The 16,510-nt window shown below is 69.4% G+C and carries 10 protein-coding genes and 1 pseudogene; 4 read left to right on the plus strand and 7 right to left on the minus strand.

The window, feature by feature from the left end; all coding sequences use genetic code 11:
- A pseudogene (locus KUM44_RS03780) lies at window positions 1-710 on the minus strand (hypothetical protein); the annotation flags it as partial.
- A 115-nt stretch (window positions 711-825) separates the two neighbouring features.
- Window positions 826-5,763, minus strand: coding sequence for an NAD-glutamate dehydrogenase (locus KUM44_RS03785; RefSeq protein ID WP_217206235.1), 4,938 nt, complete (start codon window positions 5,761-5,763; stop codon window positions 826-828).
- Window positions 5,764-6,604: 841 nt separating this feature from the next.
- On the opposite strand from KUM44_RS03785, the gene KUM44_RS03790 reads away from it, so the two are divergent.
- Window positions 6,605-7,171, plus strand: a complete 567-nt coding sequence (locus KUM44_RS03790) for a DJ-1/PfpI family protein (RefSeq protein WP_217206237.1) — start codon at window positions 6,605-6,607, stop codon at window positions 7,169-7,171.
- 150 nt (window positions 7,172-7,321) lie between these two features.
- On the opposite strand, the gene KUM44_RS03795 is transcribed toward KUM44_RS03790, so the two are convergent.
- A complete protein-coding gene (locus tag KUM44_RS03795) occupies window positions 7,322-7,987 on the minus strand; it encodes an HAD family hydrolase (RefSeq protein WP_217206239.1) in 666 nt (221 codons plus the stop codon).
- Window positions 7,988-8,071: 84 nt separating this feature from the next.
- Window positions 8,072-8,587, minus strand: coding sequence for a hypothetical protein (locus KUM44_RS03800; protein WP_217206241.1), 516 nt, complete (start codon window positions 8,585-8,587; stop codon window positions 8,072-8,074).
- Between the two features lie 332 nt (window positions 8,588-8,919).
- On the opposite strand from KUM44_RS03800, the gene KUM44_RS03805 reads away from it, so the two are divergent.
- Complete coding sequence (locus KUM44_RS03805) at window positions 8,920-9,537, plus strand: Rv3235 family protein (protein WP_217206243.1); 618 nt, start codon at window positions 8,920-8,922, stop codon at window positions 9,535-9,537.
- 160 nt (window positions 9,538-9,697) lie between these two features.
- On the opposite strand, the gene secA is transcribed toward KUM44_RS03805, so the two are convergent.
- Window positions 9,698-12,547: a preprotein translocase subunit SecA gene (gene secA, locus KUM44_RS03810; RefSeq protein WP_217206245.1), complete on the minus strand. Its 2,850-nt coding sequence runs from the start codon at window positions 12,545-12,547 to the stop codon at window positions 9,698-9,700.
- A gap of 270 nt (window positions 12,548-12,817) precedes the next feature.
- Here secA and KUM44_RS03815 point away from each other — a divergent pair, with 270 nt between their 5' ends.
- Window positions 12,818-13,432, plus strand: coding sequence for a GNAT family N-acetyltransferase (locus KUM44_RS03815; protein ID WP_217206247.1), 615 nt, complete (start codon window positions 12,818-12,820; stop codon window positions 13,430-13,432).
- A gap of 86 nt (window positions 13,433-13,518) precedes the next feature.
- Entirely contained in the window at window positions 13,519-14,745 is a 1,227-nt protein-coding gene (locus KUM44_RS03820) for a winged helix-turn-helix domain-containing protein (RefSeq protein ID WP_217206249.1), read from the plus strand.
- 17 nt (window positions 14,746-14,762) lie between these two features.
- Here KUM44_RS03820 and KUM44_RS03825 read toward each other — a convergent pair whose 3' ends face one another.
- Both KUM44_RS03825 and hpf read right to left on the minus strand, forming a co-directional pair.
- A complete protein-coding gene (locus tag KUM44_RS03825; RefSeq protein WP_217206250.1) occupies window positions 14,763-15,509 on the minus strand; it encodes a response regulator transcription factor in 747 nt (248 codons plus the stop codon).
- 201 nt (window positions 15,510-15,710) lie between these two features.
- A complete protein-coding gene (hpf, locus tag KUM44_RS03830; protein WP_374202007.1) occupies window positions 15,711-16,403 on the minus strand; it encodes a ribosome hibernation-promoting factor, HPF/YfiA family in 693 nt (230 codons plus the stop codon).
- Window positions 16,404-16,510: the final 107 nt, after the last annotated feature.

The following is a 16,510-nucleotide window of genomic DNA, read 5'->3' on the forward strand; positions in this document are numbered from 1 at the left end:
CACAGCACCCCCACCCCCACCAGCGCCCCGGCGGCCAGCCGCAGCCACACCCTCCGCCCCGCTCGCGCAGCGACCACCGTGGCCAGCGCCCCCAACGTGGCGACAACCCCCGAGAACTGATGGCACAGCAGAATCACCGCCCACAGCCCCCCGAGCCCGGCCCACACCCCCCACCCGGCCACGACACGCGCCGCCCCCGCCAGCCAGGCCCAGAAGTGAAAGGCCAGCCCCAGGGCGAACACACTCGGATACGACACGGTCAACGCCAGCGAGTTCAGCCCGAGAAACCCGCTCCACAAGAACAGCGAAGTCCCCCACAGAAACACCAGGCACAACACGGCGAGCGCGGGCGCGGCCCGATGCGCGCTCAGCGTCCGCACATACCGCCAGACCCCGCTGACGAGCAGCCCGAGCCCCACCAGCGCCCCGATCCGCAGCACGACGAAGACCGAGAACCCCGTCATCCGCGCGACACACCCGAGCACCAGCATCCACGGCGAGTAGTACGGGCTCGGCGTGTCCGCGTCGACCAGCGGGTTGCCGGGGTCGACCAGGTCGTGCCGCAGACGTTCGACGGTCGCCGCGTGCATCCCGAGGTCACCGGCCCACGGAAGCCGGACGATGACCAGCAGGAGCAGCAGGAGCAGCAGAACGACCGGCGCGGCAGCGACCTGCGGACCGACCGTCGTCCTCCGCAGCGCGTCCCGCATCGTGCTCACGCGAGCACTGTAATTCCCGTTTTGCCGCAAATGCGCGAGCGCCCCGGACTATGACAGCCCGGGGCGCCCCACGCTCGTACGCCTAGGTGTACGACTTCACGTACGCCTACGTGTGCGAGCGCAACAACGTCCGCATCGTCCGCATAGCGACCGAAAGGTTGGCCAGATCGAACGCCTCCGACCCCTGGATCTCCTCGAGCGTGGTCCGCGCCCGCCCCAGAATCGCCGAGTTCTTCTGCTCCCACGCCTTGAACCGCTGCTCGGGCGTCGCGGTGCCGTTGCCGGCCGCCAGGACGTCCGAGGTCAGGGCCGCGTGGGCGGCGTAGAGGTCCTCACGGATGGAGGCGCGGGCCATGGACTGCCAGCGGTCCGCGCGGGGCAGCTCGATGATGCGGTCCATCAGCTGGGTGATCCGCAGACGGTCGGCGAGGTCGTAGTAGACCTCGGCGACGTCCATCGGGTCCTTGCCCGTGCGGTCGGCCACCGAGACGATGTCCAGCGTCGGGAAGGCGGAGGAGAAGCCGGCCACGCGCGTGGCCAGTTCGGCCGGGACGCCGGCGCCGGTCAGCTCGTCGTAGATCTGCTGGTACCACTCCAGGTCCGCGCCCTTGAGCAGCTTCGGCAGCTCCGACCACACCTGCTCCACCCGGTCGGCGAAGAAGTCGACGGTCTCGGCGAGTTCCAGCGGCTGTGGCCGGTTGTTGAGCAGCCAGCGCGTGCCGCGCTCGACGAGGCGGCGGGAGTGCAGCCGGATCCTGGTCTGGACGGCGGCCTCGACCCTGTTGTCGAGCGCCTCGACCGCGTCCCACACCACCGCCGAGCGGAAGATCGCGCGGGCCACGGTCTGCGCCCGGACGATCTCCTCCAGCGAGGCGCCGGTCTCCTCGCGCAGCCGGTGCAGATACGTCGTACCGCCCGTGTTGACGGTGTCGTTGACCAGCACGGTCGTGGTGATCTCACGGCGCAGCGGGTGACTGACGAGGTACTCCGGGAACCGCTCGCGCAGCGCCGTCGGGAAGTACGCGTGCAGCAGGGTACTCAAGTACGGGTCGTCGGGCAGCGAGGTGTGCAGCAGTTCGTCGGCGACCGTGATCTTCGTGTACGCCATCAGGACGGCCGTCTCCGGGCCGGTCAGGCCGTGGTCGGCGTTGAGGCGTTCGCGGATCTGCCGGTCGGTGGGCAGGAACTCCAGCGCACGGTCCAGGTGCCCCTCCCTGGCCAGGTGCTTCATGAAGCGCTGCTGGGCGTGGAGCATGGCGCCGGACTGGGCGAGGGCGTTGGCGATCGCCGTGTTCTGGGCGTAGTTGTTGCGCAGGACCAGGCGGCCGACCTCGTCGGTCATCTCGGCGAGCAGCTTGTTGCGCTGCTTGACCGTCATGTCGCCGTCGGCGACCAGGGCGTTGAGCAGGATCTTGATGTTCACCTCGTGGTCGGAGGTGTCCACGCCCGCGCTGTTGTCGATGGCATCGGTGTTGATCTTGCCGCCGTGCCGCGCGAACTCGATGCGGCCGAGCTGGGTCAGACCGAGGTTGCCGCCCTCGCCGACGACCCTGACGCGCAGGTCGGCGCCGTCGACGCGGATGGCGTCGTTGGCCTTGTCGCCGACGTCCGCGTGGGTCTCGGTGGACGCCTTGACGTACGTACCGATGCCGCCGTTCCACAGCAGGTCCACCGGCGCCTTGAGGATCGCCTTCATCAGCTCGGCCGGCGTCATCTTGGAGACCTTGCCCTCGATGCCGAGGACCTCGCGGATGTGCGCGTTGACCGGGATCGCCTTGGCGCTGCGCGGGAAGACGCCGCCACCGGCCGAGATCAGCTCGGTGTTGTAGTCCTCCCAGCTGGAGCGGGGCAGCTCGAAGACGCGGCGGCGCTCGGCGTAGGAGGTGGCCGCGTCGGGCTTGGGGTCGATGAAGATGTGCCGGTGGTCGAAGGCGGCGACCAGGCGGATGTGCTCGCTGAGCAGCATGCCGTTGCCGAACACGTCACCGGACATGTCGCCGATGCCGACGACCGTGAAGTCCTCGCTCTGCGTGTCCACGCCCAGCTCACGGAAGTGCCGCTTGACGGACTCCCAGGCGCCGCGGGCGGTGATGCCCATGCCCTTGTGGTCGTAGCCGGCCGAGCCGCCGGAGGCGAAGGCGTCACCGAGCCAGAAGTTGTACTGCTCGGCGACCCCGTTGGCGATGTCGGAGAAGGTCGCGGTGCCCTTGTCGGCGGCGACGACGAGGTAGGTGTCGTCCTCGTCGTGCCGGACCACGTCCGCCGGCGGCACGACCTCGCCGGCGACCATGTTGTCGGTGATGTCGAGCAGCGCCGAGATGAAGGTCTTGTAGCTCGCGACCCCCTCCGCCAGCCACGCGTCGCGGTCCACGGACGGGTCCGGCAGCTGCTTGGCGACGAAGCCGCCCTTGGCGCCGACCGGCACGATGACGGTGTTCTTCACCATCTGCGCCTTGACCAGGCCGAGGATCTCGGTCCGGAAGTCCTCACGCCGGTCGGACCAGCGCAAGCCCCCTCGCGCGACCTTGCCGAAGCGCAGGTGGACGCCCTCGACGCGCGGCGAGTAGACCCAGATCTCGAACGCCGGGCGCGGCGCGGGCAGATCGGGGATGGCCTGCGGGTCGAACTTCATGGAGACGTAGTCGTGCAGCTTGCCGCCCGCCGCCTCCTGGAAGAAGTTCGTGCGCAGCGTCGCCTTGATGACGGTGAGGAAGGACCGCAGGATCCGGTCCTCGTCGAGGCTCGCGACCTGGTCGAGGGCCGCGTCGACCTCTTCGAGCAGCGCGTCCACGATCTCCCGGCCCGCGGCCTGACGGTCCGGCGACATCCGCGCCTCGAACAGGGAGACAAGGAGGCGGGTGGTGTGGACGTTGTCGCGGAGGGTGTCCTCCATGTAGTCCTGCGAGAAGGTGGAGCCGGCCTGGCGCAGGTACTTCGCGTACGCCCGCAGCACCATCGCCTGCCGCCAGGTCAGCCCGGCGCTCAGCACCAGGGCGTTGAAGCCGTCGTTCTCCGCCTTGCCCGTCCAGGTCGCGGCGAAGGCCTCCGAGAACCGCTCACGCGCGTCGTCGCCGAGATAGTCCCCGGCGCCGCCCGCCGTCTTGGGCATGCGCAGACCGAAGTCGTAGATCCAGGCGACGCTGCGGTCGGAGCAGCGCAGTTCGTACGGCCGTTCGTCCACGACCTCGACGCCGAGCCGGCTGAGGACCGGGAGGACGGCGGACAGGGAGACGGCCGCGCCCTTGCGGTAGATCTTGAACCGGCGCTCCTCGGGGGCGGCGCCGACCGGCTCGTACAGGCTCAGCGAGAAGTTGTCGTCCTCGGTGAGCTGTTCGATGTGGACGAGGTCGGAGACCGCGGAGCGCGGGGTGTGGTCGGCCTTGTAGCCCTCGGGGAAGGCCCCCGAGTAGCGGCGCAGCAGCTCGGCGGCGCGCTCCTCGCCGAGTTCGGCGTTCAGCGCGTCGGCGAACCCGTCGGCCCAGGAGCGGGCGGCCTCGACGAGCCGCGCCTCGATGCGCTCCTTGTCGCTGTCGCTGAGCTGCGGCAGCTCGGTGCCCTGCGGGACCCGGACGACGAAGTGCAGCCGGGAGAGGATCGACTCGGTGTTCCAGGCGGTGAAGTCGACGCTGGTGCCGCCGAGCTCCTCCTTCAGGATGTCGATGATCCGCAGCCGGACGCCGGTGGTGTAGCGGTCGCGCGGGAGGTAGACGAGGGCGGAGTAGTAGCGCCCGTACTCGTCCTGCCGCAGGTAGAGCCGCAGCCGACGGCGTTCCTGGAGGTAGAGCACGGAGGTGGCGATGCGCTGGAGCTCGGGGACCGGGGTCTGGAAGAGCTCGTCGCGCGGGTACGTCTCCAGGATCTGGAGCAGGTCGCGCCCGTCGTGACTGTTGGGCGAGAAGCCGGCGGCCTCCAGCACCTCCTCCACCTTGCGCCGGATGACCGGCACCCGGCGGACGGACTCGGTGTAGGCAGCCGAGGAGAACAGGCCCAGGTACCGGCGCTCGCCGACGACCTCGCCGTGCTCGTTGAACTTCTTCACCCCGACGTAGTCGAGGTACGACGGCCGGTGCACGGTCGCCCGGCTGTTGGCCTTGGTGAGGACGAGCAGCTTGTGCTCGCGGGCCTTGGCGCGGGCGTCGGCGGGCAGCCGCTCGAAGGACGGGCTGACGGGGTGGGCATCGCCCTCGGCGTGGTGCGGGTCGGCGCGCAGGATGCCGAGCCCGGTGCCCGGCACGGCGGCCAGCGAATCGTCCTCGCGCAGTTCGTACTCGCGGTAGCCCAGGAAGGTGAAGTGGTCGTCGGCGAGCCAGCGCAGCAGCTCGCGGGCTTCCTCGAACTCCTGCTCACGCAGGTCGGAATGGGGCTCCTGGACCAGCTCGTCGGCCATGCGCACGGCCAGGTCCCGCATCTTGCTCCAGTCCTCGACGGCCTCGCGGACGTCGGACAGGACGCGCAGCAGTTCGGCGGTGATCTGCTTCAGGTCGCCGCGGTCGGTCTCCCGGTCGAACTCGACGTGGATCCAGGACTCGGTGTGCGTGTCGTGCGGCTGCTCACCGGCGGGCGGCGCGGTGAGCACCTCGATGAGCTTGCCGGTGACGTCGCGGCGGACGAAGACCTGCGGGTGGATGACGACGTGGATGCCCCGCCCCTGCCGAGTCAGCTCATTCGTCACCGAATCGACCAGGAAGGGCATGTCGTCGGTGACGACTTCCACGACCGAGTGGCTGCAGGTCCACCCGTTCTCCTCCACGGTGGGCGTGTGCACCCGCACGTTGGCCGTGCCCTGGGGGCGGTTCTCGGCCAGCCGGTAGTGCGAGAAGGCGGCTCCGAAGATGTCGACCGGGTCGCGGTCGCTGAGGTCCTCCGGGGCGGTGTGCAGGTAGTAGCGCTGGAGGAACGAGAGCACGGTGTCGTGGTCCGGGGTGCCGGGGCTGCTCTCGTCCGTCGTCCCAGTCGGTAGGTACCCCCCGACCGGGCTGTTCTCAGCTACCCGGGCGGCCCTCTCGAGCAGCTCGGCCTTGGCTTCGTCCAGCTTGGTCTGCATTGTCCTCTGGCTCCTGTCGCGCGCCGTTGCGTGACGTAGAAGGAAGTACGGTCTCTTCCCCTCCGGTGTAACGCCGTGACGCGGGGTGTCCGGTCTGCTTCGACGCTATGCCGCGAGGTGGGATGAGCGGGGATATATGAGCCAATCTTGAGCTGCCCACGGGGTGTGACGCTGCTCTCTGCGGCGTCCGGTTCCGGGGTGTGTATGACGTCCCGGAGGCCCTTACGCCCCCCTCCCGCCCGCGAAGACCAGCGACCGCCGCCCGGCCACGGATGTCGTCCGTGCTGCCCGGGCGCAGGGCAGGGGCAACACTGCCCCCGCGAGCTATCGCGCTGATCACGCCACTAAGGCTATCGCTCCTTACAGGGGGCCCGTCATGAGCCGTATGTGTACAAAACCGGGGGGAGAACTTTGACGTTCTGCACAGGGGCAAAGGGGGCGCGGAGGGCGTAACTGGCAGGGTGGGACACGGAGGGGGAGGCTGGGATATGAGGTCGGCCCCGACGCGCGAACGAGAAACCGAGGCGAAACCCCGCCATCGGGAGACGCCTCGTGTCCGAAAGTCGCCGTGGCCGGGGCTGCCCGCGCAGCCTGCGGGGCAGTCGTGCCGCTGGGGCGGCGCTCGTCCCAACGAGGCGGCACCCCATAAGCGCCGGGCTGCGTGACCCACCCCGCCTCAGCCGCATCACCGGGCACCCGCCAACCACCGGCACCCGAACCTGACCCTCCCGGCGCGCCCGAGCCGCCCGGACCCCCTTGGCAAGCGCTCCGCGCCGAGGCACGTTGGCCCCTGAGGCCCGACGGAGACGCACACAACGGCCACAAGAGGAGCGCACCCGACATGACAGCGAAAATCCTCATCGTCACCGGCGACGCCGCAGAGTCACTGGAGGTCCTCTACCCCTACCAGCGCCTCCGCGAAGAAGGCTACGACGTCCACATCGCCGCCCCCACCCGCAAACAGCTCCAGTTCGTCGTCCACGACTTCGAACCCGGCTTCGACACCTACACCGAGAAACCCGGCTACACCTGGCCCGCCGACCTCGCCTTCTCCGAGGTGGACCCCGGCGACTACGCCGCCGTGGTCATCCCCGGCGGCCGGGCCCCCGAGTACCTCCGCAACGACCCCGAACTCCGCAAGATCCTCAAGTCGTTCTTCGACTCCGACAAGCCGGTCGCCCAGATCTGCCACGGCCCCCTGCTCACCGCGGCGATCGACAGCCTCCGCGGCCGCCGCGTCACGGCGTACCCCGCCCTGGAACTCGACATGCAGGCAGCCGGTGCCACCTTCCAGGACGCCGAGGCGGTGGTCGACGGCACCCTGGTCTCCTCCCGCGCCTGGCCGGACCACTCCAGCTGGATGCGCGAGTTCCTGACGGTCCTGAGGGCGAAGGCACCGGTGACGTGACGTCCACGGCCCGCCCGGACGACCTGACCGGTCAGCCGACGTAGCCGCAAGCCCAGGCCGCCTTCACCGCCGGGCACCGTACGACCGTGCCCGGCACCGCCCCCGGCCCCAGCACCCGAACCCGAGCCGCACCCAGCCCCGCCCGCTCGCCTACGCCGCCAACCGCTCCGCCTCCGCGACCGCCTCCCCCAGCGTGTCCACGACCGGCACCCCCACCTCCTCAAGGCTCGCCCGGCTGTGCGACCCCCCGGTGTAGAGCACCGCCCGCGCCCCCACATGCAGCGCCGCCACCGCGTCATCGGCCGCGTCCCCGATCACCACGGTGCGAGCGGGATCCACGCTCACGAGCGCCTCGATGTGCCGCACCATGTGCTCGGCCTTGCTGCCTCCGGACGGCCCGGTCCGCCCGTCGACGCGTATGAAGTGCTCCTCGATCCCGAACCCCCGCACCAACGGCACGAGTTCGTCATGCACGTACATGCTGAGGATCGACTGACTGCGCCCCGCCGACCGCCACTCCACGAGCAGCTCCGACACACCCTCGGTGAGCCCGCACCTCACCCGGTGCTCGGTGTAGTACCGGTGGAAGGTCTCGTCCATGACCTCCCACTCGGCGTCGGTCGGCAGCCGCCCCAGCAACCGCTCGTAGAACTTCGGCACCGGCACGCAGTACAGCGCCCGGTACTGCTCCATCGTGATCGGGTCGAGTCCCAGCTCGCCGAACGCCGCGTTCGTCGCCCCGATGATCGCGTCGTTGTCGTGGAACAGGGTCCCGTTCCAGTCCCAGACGATGTGTGCCCCTACCTGCTTCCCCATGCCAAAAACCGTACCCGCCACCACTGACAATCAAGAGAACGGCAGGTCAACGAGGCAGCAGAGAGCGTCCGGGGGCGCACGGGCTCAGTCGGCCGGCCCCACCAGGTTCGGGATCTCCTGGGTGGCGTACCAGAGCAGCTCGTGGTCCTCGGCGCCGTCCACGACGAACTGCGCGTCGTCGTCCCCGCCGTCCGCCGCGGCCAGCGCCTCCGCGGCCGCCGCCACATCCGCCTCCGCGTCGTCCGAGTCGACGTGCACGGCGGCGGCCTTGGCCAGCGCCACGCCCCCGGCGATCCGCACCTCGCCCAGCACCGCCGGATCCAGCCCACGGTCCGGGTCGGCGACGGCTGCCCCGTCGGGCACGTCGACGGCGACCACGATCCGGCGCCGTACCGCACCGTCGTCCGCCGCCAGCAGCCGCAGCGAGGCGAGCGCGGCCCGGTTCAGCGCGGCGTACTCCAACTCCTCGATGTCGTCGGAGAGATACCACTCGCGCAACGCGGGCGTGACGGCGTACGCGACGAGCGGCTCGGCCCCCAGTTCGCCCGTCTTGTACGCCTCGGCGAGACCGGGGAGGGTCAGGGGGACGTAGACGCGCATGACGACCGCTTTCGTACTCGTGAGGCTCCGCAAGGACCCGGGAGTGCAGAGGGCGGTCCCGCCCTTCCCGGAGGGCCTTCAGGATACGTGCGGGCGTCCCCTTTCGAGTCCCCTTCACCCCCTCGCCCGGCGTCCACCCCGGTCCTCCGATTCACCCGGTGCAGGCCCGCCACCACGGCCTTCCGCGCGCTCGCGTCACCCAGATAAGTGAAGATTCCGCCCGCCGGATCAGGGCCCCTGCTTCCTTGCTTCCGGCGCCCGGGACCCCGTACAAGATCACCGACCTCGAAGTTACCGACCGGTATCCACCGGACTCACCGAACGGGGACCCCATGAACAAGGTCATGACCAGGACCCAGCACCGGCCCGGCACCCGCCCACCGAGCCGCCGCGACACCCGCCGCCCCGGCGGCGCCCCGCCCCGCACACCGGGCGGCGGCGCACCCCGTACGGCAGCCCCGGGCGGCCGCCCACCCGGCTCACCCGGCACGCCGGGCCCCCGCGCCCGCACCAGCCCCGCAGACACCCGCCCACCCGCCGCTCCCACCCAGTCGCGAGCGACCGTGCCACCCGCGAGCGAAACCCCCCTCTGCGGGCACGCCGTCCCCCAGCCCCGCCCCACCGACGTCTTCGCCGACCGTCTGGTCCTCGTCCTGAGCGGCCAACGCCCCGTCCACTCGATGCTCCGCCACACCGCCGGCCGCGCCTACGACGAACTCGCCTGGCTGGCGGAACGCGGCCCCCTGCGCACCCGAGGCGCCCGTCCGGTGGTCCGCGACATCGGCTACTTCGAACCCCGCGCCGGTGCCATCGAGGCCTTCGCCCGGATCGGCGCCGGAGACCAGTTGCGCGCCATGGCGTTCCGCCTGGAACAGGGCGGGGACCTGCGCTGGCGCTGCACGGCGGTGGAACTGGGCGGCCCTCGCAGGCCGCGCACGGACGACGACTGACCCCGGCTGACCACGACGGCGGCGCCCACCGGCCCAGCAGTCGTCAGCGGGCCCAGAAGCCTCCAGACCCCGGCAGGGACCGCACAGGCCGAAGGGCCGGGCCCCCAGAGGAGACCCGGCCCTTCAAGCCGCTACGGCGCCGCAATCACGCCCGGCACTACTACTTCTTACGGCGGCGCCCACCGCGGGCCTGCTTGCGCCGCTCCGCGCGCGTGAGACCGTCGGCCTCGGAGCGCACCGGCTCGTCGCCGTTGTCGAAGTCGCCCTCGATGATGTCGCCCTCGCCGTCCACCTTCGGGGCGGTGTAGTGCAGCCGGTCCGGGCGGCGCGGGGCCTCGAGGCCCTTGGCGCGGATCTCGGGACGGCCACCCGCCTGCGCCGGCACCGCGTCCTTCTTCTCCAGGTCGGCCACCGGCTTGGCGTCCTCGACCGGGACCTCCTCGACCTGCTGCTCGACCTGGACTTCCAGGTTGAACAGGTAGCCGACGGACTCCTCCTTGATGCCCTCCATCATCGCGGTGAACATGTCGAAGCCCTCGCGCTGGTACTCCACCAGCGGGTCCTTCTGCGCCATCGCCCGCAGGCCGATGCCCTCCTGGAGGTAGTCCATCTCGTAGAGGTGCTCGCGCCACTTGCGGTCCAGGACCGACAGCACGACCCGGCGCTCCAGCTCACGCATGATCTCGGAGCCGAGCTGCGCCTCACGCGCCGCGTACTGCTCGTGGATGTCGTCCTTGATGGACTCGGAGAGGAACTCGGCGGTCAGCCCGGCCCGGTCGCCGGCCGCCTCCTCCAGCTCGTCGACGGTCACCTTCACCGGGTAGAGCTGCTTGAAAGCGCCCCACAGCCGCTCGAGGTCCCAGTCCTCCGGGAAGCCCTCGGCGGTCTCCGCGCCGACGTAGGCGTCGATGGTGTCGTCCATGAAGTGCTGCACCTGCTCGTGCAGGTCCTCGCCCTCCAGGACACGGCGCCGCTCGCCGTAGATGACCTCGCGCTGCCGGTTGAGGACCTCGTCGTACTTCAGGACGTTCTTACGGGTCTCGAAGTTCTGCTGCTCGACCTGCGACTGGGCGGACGCGATCGCGCGGGTCACCATCTTGTTCTCGATCGGCACGTCGTCCGGGACGTTCGCCATGGACATCACGCGCTCGACCATCTGGGCCTTGAAGAGCCTCATCAGGTCGTCACCGAGGGACAGGTAGAAGCGGGACTCGCCCGGGTCGCCCTGACGGCCGGAACGACCGCGCAGCTGGTTGTCGATACGGCGCGACTCGTGCCGCTCGGTACCGAGGACGTAGAGGCCGCCGAGGTCCTTGACCTCCTCGAACTCCGCCTTGACCGCCTGCTCGGCCTTCTCCAGGGCGGCGGGCAGGGCCGCGGCCCACTCCTCGATGTGCTCCTCGGGGTCGAGGCCGCGCTGACGCAGCTCCGCCTCGGCGAGGTCCTCGGGGTTGCCGCCGAGCTTGATGTCGGTACCGCGGCCGGCCATGTTGGTGGCCACGGTGACGGCGCCCTTGCGGCCGGCCTGGGCGACGATGATCGCCTCACGGTCGTGCTGCTTGGCGTTCAGCACCTCGTGCTGGATGCCGCGCTTGGACAGCTGCTGCGACAGGTACTCGGACTTCTCGACCGACGTCGTACCGACGAGGATCGGCTGGCCCTTCCCGTGCTTCTCGACGATGTCGTCGACGACCGCCTCGAACTTCGCGACCTCGGTGCGGTAGATCAGGTCCGACTGGTCCTTGCGGATCATCGGCCGGTTCGTCGGGATCGGGACCACGCCGAGCTTGTAGATCTGGTGGAACTCGGCGGCCTCGGTCATCGCCGTACCGGTCATGCCACAGAGGCCGGGCTGTTCCTTGCCGGCGTGGTCGTGGCGCTTGTAGAGGCGGAAGAAGTTCTGGAGGGTGATCGTGGCGAGGGTCTGGTTCTCGTCCTTGATGTCCACCCCTTCCTTCGCCTCGATCGCCTGGTGCATGCCCTCGTTGTAGCGGCGGCCGGCGAGGATACGGCCGGTGTGCTCGTCGACGATCATGACCTCGCCGTCGATGACGACGTAGTCCTTGTCCTTCTTGAAGAGCTCCTTCGCCTTGATGGCGTTGTTCAGGTAGCCCACCAGAGGCGTGTTCACCGACTCGTAGAGGTTGTCGATGCCCAGCCAGTCCTCGACCTTGGCGACACCGGCCTCGTGGATGGCGACCGTGCGCTTCTTCTCGTCGACGTCGTAGTCGCCGGTCTCCTCGAGGCCCTTGAGCTGGTTGCCGGCCTCGCCCTTCTTCAGGCGGGTGACCAGCTTGGCGAAGTCGCCGTACCACTTGGTGGCCTGGTCGGCGGGGCCGGAGATGATCAGCGGCGTACGGGCCTCGTCGACGAGGATGGAGTCGACCTCGTCGACGATGGCGAAGTTGTGGCCGCGCTGGACGAGTTCCTCCTGGGACCACGCCATGTTGTCGCGCAGGTAGTCGAAGCCGAACTCGTTGTTCGTGCCGTACGTGATGTCGCACGCGTACTGCTCACGACGCTGGGCCGGCGTCATGTTGGCGAGGATGCAGCCGACGTTCAGGCCCAGGAACTTGTGGACGCGACCCATCATCTCGGAGTCGCGCTCGGCCAGGTAGTCGTTGACCGTGATCAGGTGCACGCCCTTGCCGGACAGCGCGTTCAGATACGCGGGCAGCGTGCCGACGAGGGTCTTGCCCTCACCGGTCTTCATCTCGGCCACGTAGCCGAGGTGCAGGGCCGCGCCACCCATGATCTGGACGTCGTAGTGACGCTGTCCGAGAACGCGCTTGGCGGCCTCACGGACAGTGGCGAAGGCCTCGGGCAGCAGGTCGTCCAGGCTCTCACCGTCTGCGTAGCGCTGCTTGTACTCATCGGTGAGGGCCCTCAGCTCGGCGTCGGAGAGGTCGACGAAGTCCTCTTCGATGGAGTTGACCTGGTCCGCGATGCGGTGCAGCTTGCGCAGGATCTTGCCTTCGCCTGCACGCATGATCTTCGAGAGGACGGACACGGGGGTTGGTCTCCTTGCCGGTCGGGCCTGGGACGGTCGGTTTCCATTTGACTTGACTGAGCAACGGCCATCGTATGCGAGGACCCCGCCGCGCCGGGAGCCTGCCGTGGACGCCGAACGTCCGCTGCTTCAAATCTCTGTCAAAAGGACAACGGCCGGGGGTCGCGGATGGTGCCGCGTTCCGCCGACGAATTGTGCGAAATGCGTTCGCGCGGTCACACACCGCATAAAGGATGGCGCTTGCCACGGGCCCCCGAGCAGAATCGGCCGATGGAACCCGTCACGCTCTCCACCGGCCGCCTCCTCATGCGCACGGTCGGCCCGAAGGACACGCAAACCGTGTACGAGGCCGCCCAGGACCCCGACATCCAGCGCTGGACGACGATCCCCTCGCCCTACCTGTACGAACACGCCCAGAGCTTCACGGAGCAACTGGCCCCCGAGGGCTGGGCCAACGGTTCGATGTTCACCTGGGGACTCTTCCTCCCCGAAGGGGAGGAACTGGTGGGCATGCTCGGCCTCACGATGCGTTCCATGAGCAGTGCCGAGATCGGCTTCTGGGGCACAAAGGAACACCGCGGCAACGGCTACATCACCGAGGCCGCCCTCGCCGCCTCCCGCTGGGCCTTCGCCCACCTGTCGATCGACCGCGTGGAATGGCGCGCGGAGGTCGGCAACCTCCCGTCCCGCGCGGTCGCAGAACGCACCGGCTTCACCCTCGAGGGCACCCTCCGCTCCGCCCTGATCCACCAGGGCGTACGCCGAGACTGCTGGCTGGGCTCCCTGCTCCCCTCAGACCTGGGCCTGCCCTCGACAGCACCGTATCTGCCCGCGCCGACACGCCCCGACGACACGGGCAGCGCCCCTGAAGGATGGGACGAGTAGGGGCGGCGGGGCGAATCCATCCACCGCCCACCCCAAATCCACAGCTCACCCCCCATTGTCAGTGCCACCCCCTATCGTCCGAACCCATGACGACCCCGCGCCCCACCACCGAACTGACGGCAGACGAAGCCCGCCGCATCGCCCTCCGCGCACAGGGCTTCCTCGGCGCCCCCGACCGCAGATCCGGCGTCCGCGGCATCCTCCGTCACCTCGGCGCGGTCCAACTCGACACCATCTCGGTCCTGGCCCGCTCCCACGAACTCATCCCGTACGCACGGCTGGGCGCAGTGGGCCGCAAGACCATCGAGACCGCCTACTGGACGACCGCATCGCCCGAACCCACCACAGCCGCCGCGCCCACAGCCGCGCCCCCGGCCGACCCCCACGCCTTCGAGTACTGGTCCCACGCCGCCTGCATCCTCCCCATCGAGGAGTGGCCCCACTTCGCCTTCCGCCGCCGCGCCTACCGCAACCGCCCCCACTGGAACCACGAACTCCCCGACGGCACCTACGCCCAGGTGATCAAACAGCTCCGCACGGAAGGCCCCCTCACCGCGACCGACCTGGGCGGCGCGAAGAGAACCAGCGACTGGTGGGACTGGTCAGGCACAAAGGTCGCCGTCGAACGCGCCCTGATGTACGGCGAGGTGGTCTGCGTAAAGCGCCGCGGCTGGAAACGCGTCTACGACCTCGCCGAACGCGCCATCCCGGACACACTGCTGCACGACGAACTGGACGACACCGAGTGCGTCCGCCGCCTGGTCCGTCTGGCCGGCCAGTCCCTAGGAGTGGGCACACGCGCGGACATCGCCGACTACCACCGCCTCAAGGGCGAACAGGTCGACGCGGTGATCGCCGACTCGGGCCTGGTCCCGGTCACGGTCGAGGGTTGGGGCAAGCCGGCCTGGGCCGACCCCGCGGCCCTGGAGACACCGCCGCGCGGCCGCCACCGTACGACGCTGCTGTCCCCGTTCGACTCCCTGATCTGGGAGCGGGCCCGCACGGAGCGGATCTTCGGCTTCACCCACCGCCTGGAGGCCTACGTCCCCAAGCAGAAGCGCGTCCACGGCTACTTCGCGATGCCGGTCCTGTCCGGCGGCCGTCTCGTCGGCCGCGTGGACCCGGCGCGCGAGGGCCGCACCCTGGTGGCCAAGCAGGTCATGCTGAACGGCCCGAAGGCGCTCCCGGCAGTGGCCCAGGCGCTGGTGGAGGCGGCGAGCTGGGTGGACTGCACAGACGTACGGGTGGAACGGGTCGACGCCCCGGACCTGCGCGAGCCGCTCGCCAAGGAACTCAGCCGCATCCTGGGGTGATCCTTCAACGGTCCGTGTCAGCGGATCTCAAGGATCTTCTCCCGCATCGCATACACCACGGCCTCCATCCTGGAGTGCAACTGAAGCTTCTCCAGGATGTTCCGCACATGGTTCTTCACGGTGTTCTCGGAGATGAACAACTCCTTGGCGATATCCCGGTTGTTCATCCCCGTGGCGACGAGCTTGAGAACCTCCAGCTCACGGTCCGTCAGCCGCGGCGCGGGCACGAGCCGACGCTCATCCGTCCGCTGGATCATCGACTTGAACTCGGTGAGCAGCTTCGACGCCATGGACGGACTGATCTGCGACTGCCCGTCGGCAACGGCACGAATGGCGGTGGCCACCTCGTCCGTGGAGATCTCCTTGAGGAGATAACCGGTCGCGCCGGCCTTGATCGCGTCGTAGAGGTCGGCCTCCTCGTCGCTGATCGTCAGCATGATGATCTTCGCGCTGGGGGCCACCTCCTTGATGGAGGTGCAGGCCTCGATCCCACCCCGCTTGGGCATCCGTACGTCCATCAGGACGATGTCCGGCAGCAGGTCAGCGGCCTTGTCGACGGCCTCCGCGCCGTCGCCCGCCTCCCCCACGACCTGGATGTCCTCCTCGGCCGCGAGCACGATCTCCAGTCCACGGCGGAACAGGGCGTGGTCGTCGACGACGAGGACTCTGATCGGCTCCTTGCGTGGAGAGCCCGTGTCCGGGCCCATGCCGACGACATCGCTGTCGGCATCCTCGTCCCGCATCGGTCCGAAGCTGTCCGCCATCGTTCCTCCCCCTGAGGCTGTGGCTGGTCGTTTGCCATTGCCAACCCAAGGCAGCGGCCCACCGGTTGGGCCGGTGCGGCCATGATTTCATGCCCGGCCGACACTACGGTGACGAGCGGGGCGCGAAGTGGTCGCACACCGATGCCCCTGGGGGCGCACACCGCGCTCCAGGGGCACCGGCCCAGCTGTCAGCCGGGTGGGTCAGCCGCCCAGCGTGCCACCAGCCGCAGGGGACTGCGCCTGGGTGACCATCGGATCCGTGTTGAGGTGGATGACCCCGTAGTCATAGGCGTGCCGCCGGTAGACGACACTCGGTTCCTTCGTCTCGGAGTCGACGAAGAGGTAGAAGTCGTGCCCGACCAGCTCCATCTCGTAGAGGGCCTGGTCGAGGGTCATCGGGGAGGCGACGTGCGTCTTCTCGCGCACGATGAGGGGGCCTTCACCCTTGATTTCCAGCGAGCCGATCTTCTTGGTGGGGACGCCGTCCGGCTCTTCGTCCTGGAAGGTGTGGCCATTGCCGTTGAGCGTCGCCGCGCCCGGAACGTGGTCGGGGACCTCGGCCGCCGTGAGTCGGCGTGCGCCCCGGCGCGAGAAACGCTTGTCGTGCTGCTTGCGCAGCCGGGCATCCAGCTTCTCCGCCGCGAGGTCGAGTGCCGCGTACGGATCGCTGGCCGCTGCCTCCGCCCGGATCACCGGACCGCGCGAGCGAAGCGTGATCTCCACTCGGTCACTGCGGTCGGCCTGTCGCGGGTTGGGCTCCTTGGACACCTCGACGTCGAGGCTGATCACCTTGGCATCGAGCCTCTGGATCTTCTCCAGCTTCAGCTTCTCGGCCACGTGCTTGCGGAACCGCTCGGGCACCTCGGTCTTGCGGCCCTTGACGACGATGTCCACGCAGAACTCCGTTCCCGGATCGCTCCGCTCCATCGGCGGAGCATCTCCCTTTTGCACCAGGCTCCGGTGAGCCCCGGAACCTCGGACTCGGTGACTTCCACCTCCTC

The organism is Streptomyces sp. AC550_RSS872 (assembly GCF_019049285.1).
Taxonomy (GTDB): domain Bacteria; phylum Actinomycetota; class Actinomycetes; order Streptomycetales; family Streptomycetaceae; genus Streptomyces.